The sequence below is a fragment of the Helicobacter monodelphidis genome (genome assembly GCF_003288845.1).
Taxonomy (GTDB): domain Bacteria; phylum Campylobacterota; class Campylobacteria; order Campylobacterales; family Helicobacteraceae; genus NHYN01.
This window is the reverse complement of record NZ_NHYN01000001.1, coordinates 100,048-119,448: the sequence shown is the minus strand read 5'-3', so window position 1 is coordinate 119,448 and position 19,401 is coordinate 100,048. Positions and strand designations below refer to the sequence as shown.

Below are 19,401 nucleotides of genomic sequence, written 5' to 3'. Positions count from 1 at the left end.
TCCCTCTTAAAATACAACAGTAGCCTCTTGCAAAAGACTATTCATTGTTTCAAAAGCATTACCTACCTTACCAACTTTCAGCTGTTCTGTTAATCCAAAGAACTCTAAGCAAGTACTGCAAGAATAAATCTCAACACCCTTTGCTTCTAAAAGACATAGACATTCTATTGTGTCTTTATTTTCCTCTTTTGTTGTCAAAAAAACACCTTGGTTGACAAAAATAATCTTATCTGGTATTCTATCTGTATCAAGCAAAGTCCGCAAAAAAGTCCGCAGTAGTTTCTCACCTAAAGTATTCCGTTCACCCAATACATCATTTGTAACCAGAATCGTTGTATTATTTTTTAGCGAATTTCCTGTGATTAATGCGACATAACTTTCATCTTTAATGATTTTGATATGATAACAACCATCACCTTTTTCCTCACTACTTGCCTCATACCCTGCCTTTTTAGCGAACCTAAGAATATTCTCATTAGAAATTGATGAATTTGCAGTAACATATAAAGTTCCATTACTCATATCATCTAAAGCACGTTTTACACGAACAACAGGCTCTGGACAACCCAGCCCTTGAACATCCAAAAAATATTCATTGTCCAGCATAGATTTAAACCTCCTTTTGTGAAATATGGAATTCTGCTAATTGTTGCTGAATTTCTAAAGTTTTTTGATCTAATTCTTGAGAGATATCAAAAATTTTCTCCATTTCCTTAACGATATTTTGCAAACAATCTGTAATTTGCTGATTTCCCTCCAAAAAACTCTGAGAATGGGCTTGTAATTTTTGTGAAGATTGTAATGCACAATCACTCATTCCTGTAACTTCATTCATAGAATCTGCAATATTATGTGCGTGTGAAGTCATATCTCTAGCAACACTAACAAGATTAAAGAAACTCTCTGAACTATCTGCAATTTGTGAGCTAACACCTGTAATTGCTTGTGAGATTGTGTTGATGATAATATTCACTTCATTCAAGCTTTTTTGTGTCCTCTCTGCAAGACTCCTTACTTCATCACTCACAACAGCGAAGCCTCTACCATGTTCCCCTGCCCTTGCAGCTTCAATCGCCGCATTTAAGGCAAGCAAATTCGTTTGGTCGGCAATATCAGCAATAACCGTTAAAACCCCTTTAATATTCATTGCATCAGATTCTAGCTGTTTAACATTCGTTAAAACACTTTCTTGCACACTTGCATTTACTTCTACCATTTCAGAAAGCTGATTCACTAGTTGAATGATTCCTGCAAGGTTTTCGGAGGCTTCCAATGTTCTTTGTTTTGTATCCTGTGCCATTTTATTATTCATCAACACAGAATCTTTCATATCATGCTCTAAAATTGCAAGTTGTTCGCTTAAAGTTTTACCTTGTTTAGTAACACTCAATGCCTCTTCTGCAATTTTAAACATATCACTAGAGATATTTGAATTTTGACGACTCCCCAGCTGAACATTCGCCAATACCTTTTTAAAACTTTCCAAAAGCACATTAACAGCCTTTGCAACATTACCCATTTCATCACTAGAATAAATAGAGATTTGCTGATTTAGATCTTTTCTCTCCGCAATGTTTAACAATTGAGATTCAATACGGTCAATCTTACCCGTAATTTCACGTACAGTCCCAACACCCAAAACAAAAATAAATAAAACAACTAAAACAGCTAAAAGACCAAATAATTGAAACGCAAATTTACTTTGTGCATACATATCCCTTACGGATTGCAATAAGTTTTCAGCAATATGATCTTCTACCTCCTTAAGGATATTAATTTTATTGGTAATAGTTGTAAACCAGTATGTCCCCTCTACACCAAAATTACCTTCAAGAAAGCGGTCCATAGCAATTTTACGCATACGTTCTACTTCCGCAAAACTATTATCTTGACTCTTTTTATCATACATATCCAAAATATCTTTTTGGACATAATCCCTAAAATTACTCAAATAAGCATTTTGGGCAACAACCAATGCAAGAAAACGGTTATAAATACCCGGTGCAAATTGATTTGCACCAAAAGTATTAGAAAGCACCGCTCTTTCCTGTCCTGCATTTTCCTTAGAAAGGAGAAAATTAATATAAGCCACCAAATCTTTTGTAATTTGATTATTTGTGCTTTCGTTTGCAACTTGAGAAATTGTATCGATAATCTTTGCGATTGTGCTTGTATAATAACCAAGAATCTGATTAATATTCACATTCAGACTATCCACATTTTGTCGAATTTCTGAAATTTTCGCTAATTGGGTTAGAGATTCCTGCAAAGAACTTTGCAAACGGGGATGCAAGGATATATCAAATTTTTTTAAAAAATTCTCCAAAGATTCCATTGATTTCTGCGTATCTACACGTTGTTTTGTCAAAATGTTCTTAAAGGACTCACCACCCTTGCTCCCCAAAAATCCAGAAGATGCCCCTCTTTCTTTTTGTAACTCATGAACAACGGCAGAAAGCTGCACAGAAAGAATCACACTTTCTTGCAATAAATCTGCACTTTTTTCATCCTTGTAGTACTCTGAAGTTATCCAATAAGACAGAAAAATGATAGAACAAAGAGGAATGAGTATTAAAAACCTCATCTTTGTCTTTATTTTTATACCCGAAAAGAAAGCTACGAATCTATTCAACATATTTTCTCCTTTTTCTGAATATTATTTTGGTCAAATATCTCTTAAGGCAGAATCAATAGCATCAACAATATCCTCGATATGCTCAATACCAATACTTAAATAAACAAAATTTTTGGTTATGCCTATTTGTTCTTTTTGTTCATTAGTCAGTTCCGTATACATCGTGTCAACAGAACAAACCGAAGACTTCACACACCCTACATTCATTGAACATGAAAAAAGACTTAAGCATTCCATAAACTTTTTTCCATTCCCAATATCACCTTTAAGTTCAAAGCCAACAATACTTCCAGCACCAATCTTAAAATTTTCTTGTGCAAGAATATCCTCTTGCGAAGAATGCAATCCAGGATAAACAACCCTTTGTGTTTTTGGGTGATTTTTTAAAAATGCAACAACCTTTCTTGCATTTTCAATATGCCGTTCCATGCGCAAGTGCAATGTCTCCAAACCTTGCAATATCAACAAAGCATTAAAGGGACTAAGACAAACCCCAAAATCACGCAATAAAGTTGCCTTTGCTTTCATAATAAATGCAGAATCTACTAATAAACCCACAGAATCCAACTCAGAACAATTCTTGCTTGCAACAATAAGAGGAAACTTATATTCCCCGTTCTCCTGATACATCCAGTCAAACTGCCCACTATCAATAACCAATCCAGCTGAACTATTGCCATGCCCACCTAAAAACTCCGTTGCAGAATATACAACAATATCTGCACCAAGCTTCAATGGCTGACATACAAAAGGCATTAATGTATTATCGATTATGAGAGGTAAATGTGCACGATGTGCAATTTCACCCAAAGCAACAATATCTGTAACATTCAACTTTAATCTCCCAATCGTCTCTGCATAAATTGCTTTTGTTTGAGGAGTCAGCAAGGCAGAGACAGAAGAGATATTACTAGAATCCGCAAAATGCACCTTAATCCCAAACTGCTTGAGTGTGTGCTTAAAAAGATAATGCGTACGGTTACAAAGACCATCTAAAGATATAACCTCATCCCCTGCGGATGCAACACTAAGAATCGTGGCAAGGATAGCAGCTTGTCCGTTCGCAAAAGCAAGGGCACCCACTCCTCCATCAAATACAGACATACGTTGCTCTAAAATACTAGTTGCAGTACTCATATCTTTCGTTTGGTATGAGGTAATTTGATAAGATGGATCACCCCTTATCTGCGTTGTCTCAGCACATTCACAACCAGCGTGAATCAAATTGGTTTCACTCTTATAATGTTTCATTAACAGTACCTCTCAATCACTATGCAATATTGGTATAAACCGCCTGAACATCATCATCATCTTCAATTCGGTCAAGCAATCTTTCGATTTCCATCAACTGTTCTTGCGTATATTCTACGGGATTGTTAGCAATGCGTTGCAAATTCGCTTTAGAATAGCTAACATTGATGGATTCTAATCCTTCAGACAACATCCCAAAATCAGTATAATTGGCATACAAATAAAGAAAATCCTCTGAACTAGAATCCATTTCCTCCAATCCAAAATCAATCAATGCCAACTCCAATTCTTCCAAATTTACTGAAACAGTAGCCTTAGGAATTTCAAAAACAGCTTTTCTGGAAAACATAAATTCAAGCGATCCATTCTGCAAAAGTTGTCCACCTAATTTATTTAAATAACTTTTAATATTTGCCACTGTTCTTGTCGGATTATCCGTTGCACACTCAATAAACAACAAAGCACCATGTGGGGCTTTTGCCTCATAATTTATCTCACTAATTACAACCCCATCTTTTCCACTTGCACGTTTAATAGCTGCGTCAATATTATCCTTTGGCATATTTTGTGCCTTCGCTGTCGCAATTGCACTCCTAAGTTTGGCATTCATTTCCGGATCACCGCCACCCTCTTTTGCCGCAATTGTAATCATTTTACCTAATTTTGGGAATAACTTAGACATCTTATCCCATCGCTTTTCTTTAGAAGCCCGACGATACTCAAATGCTCGACCCATGCATTTCCTTTGATTGATTCTTTTTTCACTGCTAATATGGCGTATTATAACCTAAAATAACCATTTTTTACATTAAATTGACTTGTTTGTATTTTTTAGATAACATTTACTAATTTTATTGTGTGTGCTATAACTAAGACAACACGGACGATAAAATTTCAGCTCAACACAAGGATAATAAATGTTAAGAAAAAGTCTTCTTGCTTTAGTTGCGTTAGGAACGCTAACTTGGGGTGCAAATTTGGACACCACAAAAACAAAAATGACATGGACAGCATACAAGTTTTATGACAAAACTCCTGTCTCTGGAACTTTTGGTGATATTAAATATGATTTTGGTAAAGTGCCTACTTCTATTGAAGGTCTAAAAGGTGCAAAAGCTACAATTAATGGATTAAGCGTTGATTTAGCTGATGAAACAAAAAATCAGACTGTGAAAGAAAATTTCTTTCAACAATTCAAATCTCCCGAGATTGTTGTTGTTATTGACAAAATCACAGCTGATGCAAAAAATAAGAATAAGGGGAGATTAGAGGCAACAATCACAATGAACGGTAAGAGTATACCAGCTTGGTTGCCTTATGAAGTTAAGAAAGATAAATTCTATGCACAAGGCGTAGTAGATTTCAATGATTTTGCACTCAATTCAGCTCTAGCAAAATTGCACGAATCTTGCAAAGAATTGCACGAAGGAAAGACTTGGAGTGAAGCAACTATTTCTGTAGAAATTCCCATCAAAAAATAGCCTACTCCTAATCCCTAAGACAATTATACAACTTGGTGTCAATTTGTCTTAGGCTACCTTGCCCCTTCAAAAATTTGTGTCTTTTTTACAAGAATCCTGATAATAATATAAGCAATAAGAGAAAAACAAAAAAGCCATGTAATCTCCATATTAGGTATTAATAAAAACGCCTTTTTAGCATACATTTCAATAATATACGAAACAAAAAATAATGAAGAAACCAAACCAAATATAGAATTAAATTCCTTTCTTATGACCGTCTTAAGAGAAAACTCCAAATCAGGCTTACGATACCTCTGAAATGAGGGGATAAAGCATGGCGTATACAGCGTCCACTCCTTATACTCATCACCAAATTTTTCAGATAGGAATTTTTCTTCTGCAAAAATGATACGTTCATAATAAAGCCAAAATAACAATGTAAACACAATCAATAAAAATATATTCCCAAGTAATATTAAGGGTGATAACATCATCAAAAAATTTCCTAAATACAATGGATTACGACAAAGACTATAAGCACCTGTCGTATTCAATGAAGCAGCCCTCTGTGCTTTAGTGTTTCGCCCGGAAGTATCTTTGGCAACATATCCTGCGACATAAATACGAATCGCCTCACCTAAGAATCCCACAATTATTGCGATAATAATCAAAAAATGGTTATATTGTAATCCATCAGAATCCGCAACCCACTTCCATTCTGCAGGTGAATCACCAATCAATAAATCCTGCCCAAAAAGTAGCATTGTTAAAATAAAAATCGGGACAAGACACAAAGGAATATAGCTTCTATAACGAAAACAAAAATTTCCCTCCTCAACCAAACGATCATGTAACATTTTGAATCCTTTTTAAATTTATAAAGTATGAATTACAGCCATTTTTTTGCTTTGAAATACAGTAAGGGTGCAGCAATAGAAATAAGCATTGTCACCAAAGCAATCCAATATCCATACTCCCATTTCAATTCTGGCATATTTTCAAAATTCATACCATAAATCGTACCAACAAGTGTTGGGGGCATAAAAGCAACGGTCACAACAGTGAAGAATTTAATAATTTTATTTTGCTCAATCGTGATCTGACTTGAAAATAAATTTTGAATATTATCAAGCCCATTCATATTGACATTTGTAAACTCCACTAAAGAATTTAAATCCTTTGAAACAATCGTTAAATCTTTTTTCAAATCTGCATCACCCTTAGGGCTTTTCAATAAAGACATAATTGCACGTCGCTTATCAAATAAACTATCCCTAAGGCGCAAATGAAATTCCTGCAATTCTGCCAACCTTGCCAATAATTCTTCGTATTGATAACGTTGGCCAAAGACTCCACTGCGTAAATCACGCATATCTTTCGCCGCTTTTTCTAACAAATCCGCATCTAATTCAATGCGGTATTCAAAAATCTTACCCAACACATCAAAACCATCAAGGAACTTTTTTGGACTCGCTAAAACACGATTCTGAATTTCATCAAAAGTACGAAATTCTTTATAGCGAATCGTAAAAAGAATGTTTTTGTGACATAAAAATGTAACAGTTTCATTTTGTAAAGTACGATAAATATCCCAACCATCTTTAGAGTGTGCCATCAAAAAGTAAGTGTTGATTGTAATATTCTCACTATCTTCCCAATATCTTGAACTCTCCTCAATCTCCTCTCTTTCTTCCTTGTTAGGAATATCTAATGTAAAATGCTGTGAAATATATGCAATTTCAGCAACACTAGGATTTAAAAGATCAATCCACAATACTGTTTCAGTTTGCTGGATGGGAGCAGAAGCTACGCTAAAAGTTTCGCGCAAAACAAGCCCTTCGCGTCTTACAAAAACATTCATCATCGCAAACTCCTTGTCAATTAAGATTAATGGATAATAAAATTATAACTCAAAATTCCTAAAGCTTTTCTATTGTTTTTAAAATCTGTTCAATCTTTTGGCGTGGATTTGGTGTTTTATAGATTGGACGCCCAACAACAATAAAATCACTCCTTGCATTTTTTGCATCCGCCAAACAACCCACGCGTTTTTGGTCATCAATCCCTTCATTGAAAGGGCGAATGCCGGGCGTTAGCGTTAAAAAGGAAGAGTCAATCTGAGTTTTGATTTTCAAAGATTCAAAAACAGAACATACCATACCATCAACACCACTTAAAGCTGCAAGTCTTGCCATTTCTTCCACTCTCGACGAAATGCCACCTTGCCCATAAATCGTTGCAAACTCTGCTTCATCAAAACTAGTTAAAACAGAAATTGCAAAAATTAATGGCCGTCTTGATAATGGCTTTAAACGATCCATTACCGCATTCATACCCAACGCACCGCTACTGCTATGTACACTCAACATATCTACAATATCCAAACAAGCAACCTCATACGCCGCATCTGCCATTGTGTTAGGAATATCATAGAGCTTCAAATCTAAAAAAATTCGAAAAGAAGAATCAATTTGCTTAATCTCTTGCAAAAATGGAATTCCATCACGGATAAAACTCCTTAAGCCAACTTTGAGCCATACTTCCTCAAACCCCTTTGCTTCCTGGACTAAAGTAATATTCTCCTGTCTGCTTGGTAAATCTAAAGCAATGCACAACCTCACTATTCTTCCCTCCTTGATGATTCTTTGTACTCTTGTTTGGGAATTCCATCAAGTACGCCATTAATAAAACGTGGTGCATTCTCTCCACCAAAAACTTTAGAAAGCTCCACCGCCTCATTGATAATCACCGCTCTATCTGTCTCTGAATAAAGAATCTCAAAAGTACCCAAACGCAATATAGCACGTTCCATTTCACCCAATTTATTAAAATCCCACTCCTTTAAAGCTTGCTTAATCACCTTATCAATTTGTTCTAAGTTTTGTAATGTCCCATCAAACAAAGAAAGTGCAAATTGTTGTTGTCGGTTTTTAATATGCCTTTCCTCAAGAATCTCAACCGCAAATTTTCTAATCTCCTGATTTCCAGTATGATACGCATATAAAAGAGCGACAACAGCCTCCCTAGCCTGAGTACGCGTTGCCATTTATGCCCCAATATGACGATACAAATCAATCAACTCAATCAAAGAACACATTGCTTCAAAACCCTTATTTCCTGCTTTTGTTCCTGCCCTCTCAATGGCCTGTTCAATGCTATCTGTTGTCAAAACTCCAAAACTAACGGCCGAACCATACTTTAAAGTTGTATTTGCAATACCTTTTGTTGCCTCTGCACTCACATAATCAAAATGAGGAGTAGAACCACGAATGACCGCACCCAAGCAACAAACACCTTCATAATTCCCCTGCCCCAAAAGCCTTTCTAACACAAACGGAAGTTCAAAAGCACCTGGAACTAAAATCAAATCCAAGCTATCATCATCACCTCCATGCCGAACAAAGGCATCTCTCGCACCCTCGACTAATTTATCCACCACTAAATGATTAAATCGACTCGCAATAATGGCGATTTTTTCATCTCCATTCAGATATAAACGTCCTTCAATCTTTTTCATCTATTCTCCTTATCTAGTGAAGTGAACGCTGAACTTTAAGTAATGTTTCAACTAATTCTTGTAAATCTTGTGGGGTAATCATATTTGCACCATCACTCAATGCTTCAGACGGACGCGGATGCGTTTCCATAAAGAATCCATCCACTCCGATAGCTACAGCTGCTCGGCTCAATGGTGCAACAAAATTAGAATTTCCCCCGCTCTTCCCTTTTGCAGCTCCAGGCATTTGCACGGAATGTGTAGCATCAAAAATGACTGGTGCAAATTCACGCATAATCAGCAAAGAACGCATATCTACCACCAAATTACCATACCCAAAACTACTTCCACGTTCAGTCAACCAAACCCCAAGATGTTTAGAATCTTCAAAAACAGGAACCTGCAAAGAAGGTTTCTTTGTTTTGAGTGCTTTAAGGGTGCTGTATTCCATATCTGCAGGATTCATAAATTGCCCTTTTTTGATATTAACAATCACACCACTCTTTGCCACCTCAACAATCAAATCCGTCTGACGACACAAGAAGGCTGGTATTTGAAGAACATCTGCAATTTCAGCTGCCGGTTTAACCTGATAGCATTCATGGACATCAGTCAAAATCTTATAGCCAAAGTGTTTCTTCACTTCCGCTAAAAGCTCCAAACCTTTTTCAAGCCCGGGACCGCGATAACTCTCAAGGCTCGTACGATTTGCCTTATCAAAACTCGATTTAAAGTAAAATTCAATGTCTTGGTGAGAAGCAAGAGGGGAAAGAGATTCCGCCACTTCAAAAAGAATATCTTTATTTTCAATCACACAAGGTCCAGCAATTAATATCATATCCTATAACTCCTATTGATGATTTAAAGGCAAAAATGCCTGATTTTCCAAATCATAACAAAAAATCTCCCCACTCTGGATAATGTAATACCACCCCTGCAAATTCAATTCACCTTTTTTTAAACGTTCCTTTACGCCAGGGTAAGTTAAGAGATTATTAAGCTGCTGCTTTACATTAAGTTGCTCCGTCATCCAAAGTCGCATCGCCTCACTTGGAGGATTAATCTTTAAAATCTGCTTTTTTACGCTACTAAGCAATTCTAACCAATGAAATACGTTTGGCACTTTTTCAAAACTTTCCTTAGGTGCATACAAGGCAGAACAACCACCACAATTTGAATGCCCACATACAATAATATTCTTTACTCTTAGAATCTGCAGGGCATATTCAATCGCCGAAGTTGTCGCCAAAAATTCATTTGCCTCGCGATAAGGTGGAACAACATTTGCAATGTTGCGAATCGTAAAAAGCTCACCGGGCTTTGTATGGGTAATTAAGTTAGGAACAACGCGCGAATCAGAGCAACCAATAAAAAGTGTATGCGGTTGTTGCCCCTTGCTTAATTCACCAAATAACTCCTTATGCTCTTCAAAAATCTCTTCCTTAAACCGCACAGCTCCACTAGACAAATTCTCTAGCATACATAAACCTTATTGCACATCTTGAATACTCTCTGCTCCCATCGTCTGCCCCACTTTACTCTTAAATTCATCACGATTCTCATTGACAGCAAAGAAATATAAATCAGTTCGCCGATTCATCATTCTACCTTCATAGGTTTGGTTGCTTGCAATAGGGTCAAATTCACCATTTCCACCAGCTGAAAGAATCTGTTCTGAAACGCCATGCCCAACAAAAATTTGTGCAACATGAACACCCCTCGCCACAGAAATTTCCCAATTATCACGATAAGTACCACGATCCTCTGGATCATTATCACTATTTCCCACAACCTTAACCTGATAAGTCAAGCCAAGCTTTTTAATCTCTATCGCTAAACGTTCCAAAAATAGCTTACCATTTGTGCTGGTAATTTCTGCCTTCCCCTGCTCAAACAAAACATCATTTGCAATACGGATAATAAAACCGTCTTCGGATTCTTCCATTCGCACCGCTGGCCCTTCTGAAAGCTTTGTCATCTCACTAAACTCAGTGATCATACTTGCAAAGGTATTCAGTGCTGTAGGAGAATCTACATTCTGTTCAATCGGTAAAGCAATAATGTCCTTTGGTGGCGTAATCTCACTATTGCGTCCTAATTCTAAAACACCCAATGCCCCCTGCACAGAACCAATAGCCTTATCTACCCTCTCTGTTACAAACACAGCCATAGAAAGTAAAAGGATAAAGAATGTTAAAAGGAGGCTCATCAAATCTCCAAAAGTCCCAAGCCATAATGGCACACCTTCAGGGCATTCACAAGGTTTACACTTTTTCGCCATCTTAATTTTCCTTACAATAACCAAAAAATTTCAAGCTATTCATATCTATATTCTACTATAATTCTAGCAAATTTTATAGACTTTCAGGAGATTTCTTGCAAGATTTTATTTTAGGTGTAGTGGATTTTATTGGTCATTTAGGTTATTTTGGTATTTTTGGAATGATGTTTTTGGAAAGTAGCTTCGTGCCTTTTCCTAGTGAAATTGCAATGATTCCTGCTGGTTACCTTGCATTTAAGGGAGAAATGAATTTATTTTTAGTTATTATTAGCGGTATTTTAGGTAGCCTTGCTGGATCATTATTGAATTATTATCTCGCTCTATATGTTGGACGTGAAATTCTCCTTAAATATGGACGATTCGTAGGATTCAAAGAAGAAACAATGGTAAAAATGGAACGATTTTTTGAAGTTTATGGTCCCATCTCCACATTTAGTGGTAGATTAATACCCGTTGTGCGACAATACATTTCACTTCCTGCAGGAGCTGGAAAGATGAATCTTGCTTCATTTTGCCTCTATACTTCTTTAGGTGCTGGAATTTGGGTAAGCATTCTTGCAATTTTTGGTTATTATATTGGTGGAATCACTGATAGTGGTTTAGGTTTTACTGAAATTATTGAAACATTCAGTAGCCCATCACACAAACTCACACCAAAGGAATTAGAATTAAAATCTTATGTATATTGGTTAATGGGTATTTCATTAGGCGTTGTTGTGTTGGTACTTGGACTTTATATTTTATTTCACCGCAAAACAAAATAATCTAGCCATTTTGAATATTTGCATAAAAAAATTAATAGACTCTACTCATTTTAATCTACAAAAACTTCTCAAGCCCCTATTCCACTCTCTTCCAAAGATTTAGTAATAAAAATACGGAATATGAATTTTAGCAGTAAGCTAACGCAAAAACAACATTTTTAGAATTCATCAATTACACAAACTAATCTTGTCTGCAAGAATCGGAGTAGCGGGATTTGAACCCACGACCTCACCCACCCCAAGGGTGTGCGCTAGCCAGGCTGCGCTATACTCCGTCAAAATTTTCAAAACCCACTCACAGCGATACATTCTAAAAAATTAATTCGGGATTGAAAGTAGAATTGGATGCGGAGGAAGGATTTGAACCAACGACCTCAGGGTTATGAGCCCTGCGAGCTACCACTGCTACCACTCCGCAACAAAAATAAATCCATAGAAATAAGAAATATAGTTTCAAAAAATAATGGCTGGGGTAGAAGGATTCGAACCTCCGAGATGGCAGGACCAAAACCTGCTGCCTTACCACTTGGCGATACCCCAATAATACCTGTTATTCCCTAAAATGGAGTCTTTACTTCTTAAGGAAGGAGAAATTATATCTCATTTCAAGTTCTTTGTCAAGTATTTCTGATATAATTCCAAAAAATTTTTATAGGAGTTTAAAAATGCCATTCCAAAGAGTCAAAGAGGCTATTGAGGCAATCAAAAATGGAGAGATGATTATTATTATGGATAATGAAAATCGTGAAAATGAAGGCGATCTTGTCTTTGCCGCAGAATTTAGCACTGCCGAAAAAATTAATTTTATGGCACAGGAAGCAAGGGGATTAATCTGTGTCTCTATCACGCAAGATATTGCCAGTCAACTTGGGTTAAAACCAATGGTAAAGAAAAATAATTCTAACCACAATACGGCTTTTACAGTATCCATTGATGCGAAGGAAGCAAAAACAGGCATTTCTGCATTTGAACGCGATCTGACCATTCGTTTAATGTGTAATCCTCATGCAACATCCGATGATTTTGTAAAGCCAGGACATATTTTTCCTCTTATTGCTAAAAAAAATGGTGTACTTGTTCGCGATGGACACACAGAGGCAAGTATTGATATTTGTGCATTAGCGGGTTTGAAACAAATAAGTGTAATTTGTGAGATTATGAAGAAAGACGGTAGTATGGCGAGAAGAGGTGATAAATTTTTATTAGAATTTGCTAAAGAATATCAGCTAAAAACCCTCTATGTCTCCGATTTAATCACCTATCGCCTTCGATTCGAGCAACTTTTAGAATGCACTTCACAAACAACAAGCTTTTTTTTAGGAACACCTTGTAAAAGATTTGATTTTTGTGATTATTTTTCAAGAGTCCACACTGCCCTTGTTTTTGGAGAAAAATCACAACAGATATCTTTATTTAAATTTCATTATATACACTCTGATATAGAGCTATTAAGCAACCAAGCTGAATTTGAACAATTAATGCACTCCATTAAAATACTCAAAGATTCAGGTGGCATACTTGTTTTTCTACAAATGTCACCTTCTTGCAATAAAATTCAAAACACAGGTATTAAGGCACAAATTATTCGCTACTTTAATATAACTGATTTTAGTTTATTTACAGATGAAAATCATAAAGAAGATGAATGGGTAAACTTCTGTGAATTTGGTTTAAATCCCATAAAATACACACAAGATAACCCATAGACAAGCTATACTTAAACAAACATAAGCTACAATTATAAAAATGGTATCAACTTTAAAGGAGTCATTGGTGGCATCTTTAGAAATAGTCAATTCAACCCATCTAGCGGGTGAACCTCCCAAAAATCAACAAGAAGCAAGAGTGATTGCTAATAAAGCACTGGACTATCTGCAACAAGGAAAGAACGAGGAGGCTCTGGCTTTATTTCTCAAAGCCTTAGAGAGTGATAGCGAGATGGTAATGGCACTTTCTGGCACAATCGAAGCTTATATGAATCTTGGCTATAGTATCCATGCCTTAGAATATATTCCAAAAGCATTGGAATTAGACCCAAACAATCTAGGCATCAATTTATTATATGCAAAAATTTTGATTGAAAGATATCGTTACAATGAAGCAAAGAAAATTTGTGAAAGATTATACAAAAGCTACCCAAATGACCCAAAAGTTATGGTGGTTTACTTACAATATCTACTTTCGGTGAATTCCTACAAAACGGCCAAACAGATCTCTGAACGTCTTTTAAAGATTAGCAAAAGTCCGTCCTCTTACAATAACACAGGACTCATATACCTTGAATTAGGTGATATGAAGACGGCAATTGAGCTTTTTAGGAAAGGGTTTTATCAGTTCATTAAACACCCAATTTCAAATTCTAAACCACCGGAACCTTTTATGGAGGTTTCTTTAGCAAAAGAAGCATTATTAGACATCAAAAGAGCTTTGGATTCTCTAAAAATTCCTTTCATTTTAGTAGCTGGAACATTATTGGGGATTTATCGCGATGGCGATATCTTGCCTCATGATAAAGATATTGACTTTGGGCTTCCTTGGAACACTCCGCGCTTAGAGCTTATCAACGCCCTTAAAGCCTATGGTTATACCTGTACATATAGTGAAGAAGAAATTATGGGTAGCAAAGGATTATGGAATATCTCTGTTGCACACATTAAGTATGGGATAGGGATTGACTTCTTCTTCATACAACCAAGAGATGATGGTTATGTTTATTGGGGATTAGATAAAAATGGTAAAACTTTTTTAACGCGTAATAAAAAATTTGGGCGCTCCACCATAGAATACGTAGGAGAAACATTCTACATTCCAGATAATCCAGCAGAACATCTTGAAGAAATTTATGGAGAAGGGTGGGGAACACCTCAAGCAAATTATAATACATTAATATTGGGGGCAAATATTGTTGATATTAGTGGTGTAGGGATTGCTCTTTGTTATAATCACTGTTTAGGCAATATTTGCGAAGGACGCTACAAAAAAGCTCATGGCTATACCATGCAACTTTTAAGTGTGCACAATGATCCAATTTTAGAAAAAGTTAAATTGCATATCGAAGAGCATGTTAATGACCAACAATGGTATGAACCCATTCCAATCAAACAGCATCGTACAGACAATACAATCTTCGGCTTGAATAAATAAAACGGTAAGGATAGTGCTTGGAGAAACCAAACACTAAAACTGCATCAAAAAAACAAGCGAAACACCACCTTGCCCATTAGGCACAAAAGTACTGATGGGCTGGTTTTTGTTATAAATACCTAAGGTTTCAGCCAATCCACCTTTCTGTAAAACTAAGGAGATAGGATCCATCACTCCCAAAGCGACATTACCGAGCAATCTTGAACCAAAAAACTCATTATTATTAGCCTGGATATAACGTGTTGTATGATAAAAAATTTCCCCGACCATCGAACCTATCGCCGGCGTAATAACTAAATCTTGCCAACTAGGGACTTCCGCAAACGCTTCTATACCATATTCCCAAAAAAATGTTGATGCAAAAGCACTATACACAAAAGATTCAGCCCAACTATAACCCGCAATACGTGGCTGCATATAATAAATAGCACCCCAGTAAGGGTGAGTTACCCAATTTAAAAATAGGTCATCTCTATCCACAACAGGTGCTTGACGCACATTCCTAACATAACGTTTTTCGATAGAAAAAATTAAATTCTTATCCCAATTAGTAAAGCTAGAGGGCAATATATACAAAAAACCAGCAATTGCAACCGTTCCTCCTAGCAATACTCCACTACCTGCCAAAACATACCCCTCTTTGCTGGAAGGGACATAATAGTTTGGATGAGACTGCAGAGATGATAATTCTTGAACATCAACTTCAGTAATACTTGGAGGGAGTTTGTGGTTTTGTGCATAACAGCAAATTAAAGGTATAAAAAAATATATGAAAAATCTTCGCAACATCCCATTCCTTTGCTGCTTTTAAAGTTAAATAAGAACAGCACAAACCCCCAAAAAGAATAGAGGTTTGGCTACATCATCAAGGTTAATGAGAGTGGCGAATTACATCATTCCACCCATTCCACCCATTCCACCCATTCCACCCATATCAGGCATTGCAGGTTTTTCTTCTTTAATTTCACTAACTGTTGCCTCTGTTGTTAAAAGAAGGCTCGCAACAGAAACTGCATTTTGTAACGCAATTCTTGCTACCTTCAAAGGATCGATAATCCCAGCGACAAACATATCAACATGCTCACCACTCGCTGCATTAAAGCCAAAGTTTTCATTGCTATTTCTTTCAACTTCATTTGCAACTACACCTGCATCAAACCCTGCATTTTGTGCAATCTGCTTAAGAGGTGCACTAATTGCTCGTTTGATAATATCATAACCAACCTTTTCATCGCCCTCTAGTTTCAAATTGACTTTCGCAGCTGCACGAATCAAAGCCGCTCCGCCACCAATTACAATCCCTTCTTCAACTGCTGCTTTTGTTGCAGAAAGTGCATCATCAACGCGGTCCTTCTTTTCTTTCATTTCAACCTCGCTTGCTGCCCCAACTTTAATCACAGCAACACCGCCACTTAATTTTGCTAGTCTCTCTTGTAGTTTTTCTTTATCGTAATCACTAGTTGTAACTTCAATTTGTTTACGAATTTGTGCAACTCTTTCACTTACACCCTTTTTATCACCCTTACCATCAACAATCGTTGTATTGTCTTTATCAATAACAATTCTTGCTGCTTGCCCAAGATGCTCCACACCTGCAGATTCAAGGCTTAAACCAACTTCCTCACTGATCACTTCTCCGCCTGTTAATGTCGCAATATCTTTGAGCATTTCTTTGCGACGATCGCCAAAACCAGGTGCTTTTACAGCAACAACATTCAGTACACCGCGCAATTTATTAACAACCAAAGTTGTCAAAGCTTCACCCTCAATATCTTCAGCAATAATTAATAAAGGTTTACCGCTTTTCATTGTTGATTCCAAAAGAGGTAAAACATCTTTCATTGAAGTAATTTTTTTATCCGTCAAAAGAATATAAGGATTTTCTAAAACCGCTTCCATCTTATCGCTATTGGTAACAAAATAAGGAGAAATGTATCCTCTATCAAATTGCATACCTTCGACAACACTCAATTCATTTTCAATACCTTTTGCTTCTTCCACAGTAATCACGCCATCTTTACCCACTTTTTCCATTGCGTCAGCAATAAGTTTACCAATCTCAGCATCTGAATTTGCAGAAATTGTCGCAACTTGAGCAATTTCCGCTGGACCACCGACTTTTTTAGAGATTTTCTTCAATTCATCAATTACTGCGGTAGAGGCTTTATCCATTCCTCGCTTCACTTCAATAGGACTTGCACCAGCAGTAATATTTCTTAATCCTTCTTTAAAAATACTATATGCCAAAACTGTTGCTGTCGTTGTTCCATCACCTGCTGCATCTGCAGTTTTACTTGCCACTTCCTTTACAAGTTGAGCACCCATATTAGGAAGTGCCTCAGCTAATTCAATTTCCTTTGCAACAGAAACACCATCTTTAGTAATTGTCGGTGCTCCAAAAGATTTTTGAATCAAGACATTTCGTCCTCTTGGTCCCATTGTTACTTTAACTGCATCAGCAAGCTGTTTAACGCCATCATAAAGCTTATTGCGTGCATTATCTGAAAAATTGATTTCCTTTGTTGCCATAAAATGCTCCTTATTATTTTATTATTTAAATGAATATTCAGTGATTAGGCAAGAACACCTAAAACATCTTCAAGTTTCAGAATTAAATATTCTTTACCCTCTAATTTAATTTCTGTTCCGCCATATTTACCAAATGCAACTTTATCTCCATTTTTAATCCCATGCTTCTCGGAGATATGTTCACTTACAGCCCTAACTATGCCTAAAAGTGGCTTTTCTTTTGCATTATCTGGAATGATGATTCCAGAAGCTGTTTTAGTATCCTCTTCAACTCTTTCAACAAGAATACGTTTTCCAAGTGGTTTGAAATTCATTGATTCCTCCAAAAAAATATTATGAATTAGTGAATTGTTAAATTTTTAGCAATCACTAATCTTGAGTGCTAATTCTAGCAGAGTTTTTAGAATATGTCAAGAGATTTTTTATGTAAATATCAAAAGAGTTTAGTCAACATATATTAATATTATTGCATTTATATTACTAATAAAAACTGATTTAATACATAAAAAAATATTTAAAAAAATTATAGAGTCTTATCAATGGATTCTTAAAGACTATACAGAATCCGTAAAACACGGACTCATCAGTGAGAGGACATTTTAAAAATATTAAGAATGTGGATTTAAAATATTTAGGTATACAAGCGGTTGTGAATCACCCAAACGCTAAAGACGCTTGGGCTTCTTGCTTCAACGATAGATAGCTAGTATCTAGTATGTTTCCATAGTTTGATACTCCGCTAGAGCTATCTCCACAAGCGTAACTTCGGGTAATCCCTACCCTAGATTTATCTAATTTTATTTTATATCTATCATCAACAATGCCTAACGCGTAGTTTCGTATATTGATACTAGCATTGAGGTCTCTATGATGTTTTGTATTGCAAAATGGACAATTAAAGCAATCGGCTAATAAGGAGTTCGTATCACCCTACCCTTATCCAACGACTGTGTATCTCTAGCAGATTGATTCTGTGCAACCTTGACACCATTACTTAAAATCCCATCAAGAATCTTTGTTGCACTTTCCCATCGCTTCTGCTTTGAATTTAACATAACTAAAATAATATCCTTTTTACCCTTTTTTGCTCTTGCAATAAGACAAGGACCCGCCTTAGAGGTATAACCTGTCTTAACACCAACCGCATATTTATTATCCTTTAATAAACGATTGCTTGTTTTTGCAATATAGCGACGTTTTGTATGATTTACAGGACGAAATGCATGATAATTGACTTTAACGATTTGATTAAATGTTCGATTCTTAATCGCATATTCAGCAAGAATCAATAAATCTTTTGCGGTAGAATAATGATTGCCGATATCCAATCCAACGGCATTTGTAAAATGCGTCTCACGCATTCCAAGTTTTCTTGCCTTACGATTCATCATCTGCACAAAACGTTTACTGCTCCCACCAACAAAAATACCAATAGCTGTTGCAGAATCATTTGCCGAACTAATTAATGCGGATTTAACAAGATCGCGTAAATAAAATTTCTCACCAACTTTTAAACCTGCTTTGGTTGGAACAGCCCTTGTTGCCTCTGATGTGATTGTAACAACCTTATTCATCTTACCACTTTCAATTGCAAGAATCGCTGTCATAATTTTTGTCAGACTTGCAGGACGCATACGTTGACTTCCGCCCTTTGCATACAAAACCTTTTTACTGCTCAAATCTTTCACAATTAACGAAGAAATATCACTCTCAAAAGGCTTCACAATAGGGGAAATACCTCCCCATACCAAGCCATTCGCTAAAAGAAAGAGCCATATATACACAATCCATCTCATCACCAACTCCCAATGTAATGCAAATGTTTACTTTCCTTAATT

At 36.3% G+C, this 19,401-nt stretch carries 19 protein-coding genes, 3 tRNA genes and 2 pseudogenes; 4 read left to right on the top strand and 20 right to left on the bottom strand.

Features of this window, described 5'->3' with window-relative positions:
- Window positions 1-6 precede the first annotated feature (6 nt).
- Genes yedF through CCZ01_RS00600 form a run of 4 tightly spaced genes read right to left on the bottom strand, consistent with a single transcriptional unit; the run spans window position 7 to window position 4,622 of the window.
- Complete coding sequence (gene yedF / locus CCZ01_RS00615) at window positions 7-606, bottom strand: sulfurtransferase-like selenium metabolism protein YedF (RefSeq protein WP_112051289.1); 600 nt, start codon at window positions 604-606, stop codon at window positions 7-9.
- A gap of 4 nt (window positions 607-610) precedes the next feature.
- Window positions 611-2,635, bottom strand: coding sequence for a methyl-accepting chemotaxis protein (locus CCZ01_RS00610; protein ID WP_112051288.1), 2,025 nt, complete (start codon window positions 2,633-2,635; stop codon window positions 611-613).
- A gap of 30 nt (window positions 2,636-2,665) precedes the next feature.
- Window positions 2,666-3,886 carry a PLP-dependent transferase gene (locus CCZ01_RS00605; RefSeq protein WP_112051287.1) on the bottom strand — a complete coding sequence of 407 codons (1,221 nt, stop codon included), beginning with the start codon at window positions 3,884-3,886 and terminating at the stop codon, window positions 2,666-2,668.
- A 19-nt stretch (window positions 3,887-3,905) separates the two neighbouring features.
- The gene (locus tag CCZ01_RS00600) at window positions 3,906-4,622 is read right to left on the bottom strand and encodes a YebC/PmpR family DNA-binding transcriptional regulator (protein WP_112051286.1); all 717 of its coding nucleotides are present in this window, start codon (window positions 4,620-4,622) and stop codon (window positions 3,906-3,908) included.
- A gap of 181 nt (window positions 4,623-4,803) precedes the next feature.
- Between CCZ01_RS00600 and CCZ01_RS00595 the strand changes: the two genes are divergently transcribed.
- Window positions 4,804-5,367, top strand: a complete 564-nt coding sequence (locus CCZ01_RS00595) for a YceI family protein (protein ID WP_112051285.1) — start codon at window positions 4,804-4,806, stop codon at window positions 5,365-5,367.
- A 53-nt stretch (window positions 5,368-5,420) separates the two neighbouring features.
- Here CCZ01_RS00595 and CCZ01_RS00590 read toward each other — a convergent pair whose 3' ends face one another.
- From CCZ01_RS00590 to CCZ01_RS00555, 8 genes are read right to left on the bottom strand one after another with little or no spacing between them, the layout of a single operon-like run.
- Window positions 5,421-6,206 (bottom strand): methyltransferase family protein, encoded by a 786-nt coding sequence (locus tag CCZ01_RS00590; RefSeq protein ID WP_112051284.1) that lies wholly within the window; start codon window positions 6,204-6,206, stop codon window positions 5,421-5,423.
- 32 nt (window positions 6,207-6,238) lie between these two features.
- Entirely contained in the window at window positions 6,239-7,213 is a 975-nt protein-coding gene (gene corA / locus CCZ01_RS00585; RefSeq protein WP_112051283.1) for a magnesium/cobalt transporter CorA, read from the bottom strand.
- Window positions 7,214-7,268: 55 nt separating this feature from the next.
- Complete coding sequence (gene pyrF, locus CCZ01_RS00580; protein WP_112051282.1) at window positions 7,269-7,970, bottom strand: orotidine-5'-phosphate decarboxylase; 702 nt, start codon at window positions 7,968-7,970, stop codon at window positions 7,269-7,271.
- Window positions 7,970-8,395 (bottom strand): transcription antitermination factor NusB, encoded by a 426-nt coding sequence (nusB, locus tag CCZ01_RS00575; protein WP_112051281.1) that lies wholly within the window; start codon window positions 8,393-8,395, stop codon window positions 7,970-7,972. The genes pyrF and nusB overlap by 1 nt, the downstream gene beginning before the upstream one ends.
- Window positions 8,396-8,866: a 6,7-dimethyl-8-ribityllumazine synthase gene (gene ribH / locus CCZ01_RS00570; protein WP_112051280.1), complete on the bottom strand. Its 471-nt coding sequence runs from the start codon at window positions 8,864-8,866 to the stop codon at window positions 8,396-8,398.
- Window positions 8,867-8,879: 13 nt separating this feature from the next.
- A complete protein-coding gene (gene kdsA, locus CCZ01_RS00565; RefSeq protein ID WP_112051279.1) occupies window positions 8,880-9,683 on the bottom strand; it encodes a 3-deoxy-8-phosphooctulonate synthase in 804 nt (267 codons plus the stop codon).
- Between the two features lie 12 nt (window positions 9,684-9,695).
- Window positions 9,696-10,325 (bottom strand): carbonic anhydrase, encoded by a 630-nt coding sequence (locus tag CCZ01_RS00560; protein WP_112051278.1) that lies wholly within the window; start codon window positions 10,323-10,325, stop codon window positions 9,696-9,698.
- A gap of 9 nt (window positions 10,326-10,334) precedes the next feature.
- Window positions 10,335-11,126 (bottom strand): OmpA/MotB family protein, encoded by a 792-nt coding sequence (locus CCZ01_RS00555; protein WP_112051277.1) that lies wholly within the window; start codon window positions 11,124-11,126, stop codon window positions 10,335-10,337.
- Window positions 11,127-11,221: 95 nt separating this feature from the next.
- Here CCZ01_RS00555 and CCZ01_RS00550 point away from each other — a divergent pair, with 95 nt between their 5' ends.
- Window positions 11,222-11,890 (top strand): DedA family protein, encoded by a 669-nt coding sequence (locus CCZ01_RS00550; protein ID WP_458692846.1) that lies wholly within the window; start codon window positions 11,222-11,224, stop codon window positions 11,888-11,890.
- 200 nt (window positions 11,891-12,090) lie between these two features.
- On the opposite strand, the gene CCZ01_RS00545 is transcribed toward CCZ01_RS00550, so the two are convergent.
- The 3 genes from CCZ01_RS00545 to CCZ01_RS00535 form a co-directional block, all read right to left on the bottom strand.
- Window positions 12,091-12,165: transfer RNA gene (locus tag CCZ01_RS00545), tRNA-Pro, on the bottom strand.
- A 67-nt stretch (window positions 12,166-12,232) separates the two neighbouring features.
- Window positions 12,233-12,308, bottom strand: a tRNA-Met gene (locus CCZ01_RS00540).
- A gap of 46 nt (window positions 12,309-12,354) precedes the next feature.
- Window positions 12,355-12,430: transfer RNA gene (locus CCZ01_RS00535), tRNA-Gln, on the bottom strand.
- A 125-nt stretch (window positions 12,431-12,555) separates the two neighbouring features.
- Between CCZ01_RS00535 and CCZ01_RS00530 the strand changes: the two genes are divergently transcribed.
- Window positions 12,556-13,596, top strand: coding sequence for a bifunctional 3,4-dihydroxy-2-butanone 4-phosphate synthase/GTP cyclohydrolase II (locus CCZ01_RS00530; RefSeq protein ID WP_112051276.1), 1,041 nt, complete (start codon window positions 12,556-12,558; stop codon window positions 13,594-13,596).
- A gap of 67 nt (window positions 13,597-13,663) precedes the next feature.
- Window positions 13,664-15,034, top strand: a complete 1,371-nt coding sequence (locus CCZ01_RS00525) for a tetratricopeptide repeat protein (protein ID WP_181566255.1) — start codon at window positions 13,664-13,666, stop codon at window positions 15,032-15,034.
- 33 nt (window positions 15,035-15,067) lie between these two features.
- On the opposite strand, the gene CCZ01_RS00520 is transcribed toward CCZ01_RS00525, so the two are convergent.
- The 5 genes and pseudogenes from CCZ01_RS00520 to CCZ01_RS00500 form a co-directional block, all read right to left on the bottom strand.
- Window positions 15,068-15,823: a DUF3943 domain-containing protein gene (locus CCZ01_RS00520; RefSeq protein ID WP_112051274.1), complete on the bottom strand. Its 756-nt coding sequence runs from the start codon at window positions 15,821-15,823 to the stop codon at window positions 15,068-15,070.
- Window positions 15,824-15,922: 99 nt separating this feature from the next.
- Window positions 15,923-17,563, bottom strand: coding sequence for a chaperonin GroEL (gene groL / locus CCZ01_RS00515; RefSeq protein WP_112051273.1), 1,641 nt, complete (start codon window positions 17,561-17,563; stop codon window positions 15,923-15,925).
- A gap of 47 nt (window positions 17,564-17,610) precedes the next feature.
- Window positions 17,611-17,877, bottom strand: a pseudogene (gene groES / locus CCZ01_RS00510) (co-chaperone GroES); the annotation flags it as partial.
- Between the two features lie 340 nt (window positions 17,878-18,217).
- Window positions 18,218-18,463 (bottom strand): annotated as a pseudogene (locus CCZ01_RS10780) (RNA-guided endonuclease InsQ/TnpB family protein); the annotation flags it as partial.
- Window positions 18,464-18,471: 8 nt separating this feature from the next.
- Window positions 18,472-19,359, bottom strand: coding sequence for a D-alanyl-D-alanine carboxypeptidase family protein (locus CCZ01_RS00500; protein WP_112051271.1), 888 nt, complete (start codon window positions 19,357-19,359; stop codon window positions 18,472-18,474).
- Window positions 19,360-19,401: the final 42 nt, after the last annotated feature.

Bases quoted from the DNA above. Each gene is read 5' to 3' on its own strand.
- CCZ01_RS00600 (WP_112051286.1), bottom strand. From the start codon at position 4,622: ATGGGTCGAGCATTTGAGTATCGTCGGGCTTCTAAAGAAAAGCGATGG.
- nusB (WP_112051281.1), bottom strand. From the start codon at position 8,395: ATGGCAACGCGTACTCAGGCTAGGGAGGCTGTTGTCGCTCTTTTATAT.
- yedF (WP_112051289.1), bottom strand. From the start codon at position 606: ATGCTGGACAATGAATATTTTTTGGATGTTCAAGGGCTGGGTTGTCCA.
- groL (WP_112051273.1), bottom strand. From the start codon at position 17,563: ATGGCAACAAAGGAAATCAATTTTTCAGATAATGCACGCAATAAGCTT.
- CCZ01_RS00595 (WP_112051285.1), top strand. From the start codon at position 4,804: ATGTTAAGAAAAAGTCTTCTTGCTTTAGTTGCGTTAGGAACGCTAACT.
- CCZ01_RS00500 (WP_112051271.1), bottom strand. From the start codon at position 19,359: ATGAGATGGATTGTGTATATATGGCTCTTTCTTTTAGCGAATGGCTTG.
- CCZ01_RS00610 (WP_112051288.1), bottom strand. From the start codon at position 2,635: ATGTTGAATAGATTCGTAGCTTTCTTTTCGGGTATAAAAATAAAGACA.
- CCZ01_RS00590 (WP_112051284.1), bottom strand. From the start codon at position 6,206: ATGTTACATGATCGTTTGGTTGAGGAGGGAAATTTTTGTTTTCGTTAT.
- CCZ01_RS00560 (WP_112051278.1), bottom strand. From the start codon at position 10,325: ATGCTAGAGAATTTGTCTAGTGGAGCTGTGCGGTTTAAGGAAGAGATT.
- CCZ01_RS00530 (WP_112051276.1), top strand. From the start codon at position 12,556: ATGCCATTCCAAAGAGTCAAAGAGGCTATTGAGGCAATCAAAAATGGA.
- CCZ01_RS00605 (WP_112051287.1), bottom strand. From the start codon at position 3,886: ATGAAACATTATAAGAGTGAAACCAATTTGATTCACGCTGGTTGTGAA.
- CCZ01_RS00555 (WP_112051277.1), bottom strand. From the start codon at position 11,126: ATGGCGAAAAAGTGTAAACCTTGTGAATGCCCTGAAGGTGTGCCATTA.
- kdsA (WP_112051279.1), bottom strand. From the start codon at position 9,683: ATGATATTAATTGCTGGACCTTGTGTGATTGAAAATAAAGATATTCTT.
- corA (WP_112051283.1), bottom strand. From the start codon at position 7,213: ATGATGAATGTTTTTGTAAGACGCGAAGGGCTTGTTTTGCGCGAAACT.
- ribH (WP_112051280.1), bottom strand. From the start codon at position 8,866: ATGAAAAAGATTGAAGGACGTTTATATCTGAATGGAGATGAAAAAATC.
- CCZ01_RS00520 (WP_112051274.1), bottom strand. From the start codon at position 15,823: ATGTTGCGAAGATTTTTCATATATTTTTTTATACCTTTAATTTGCTGT.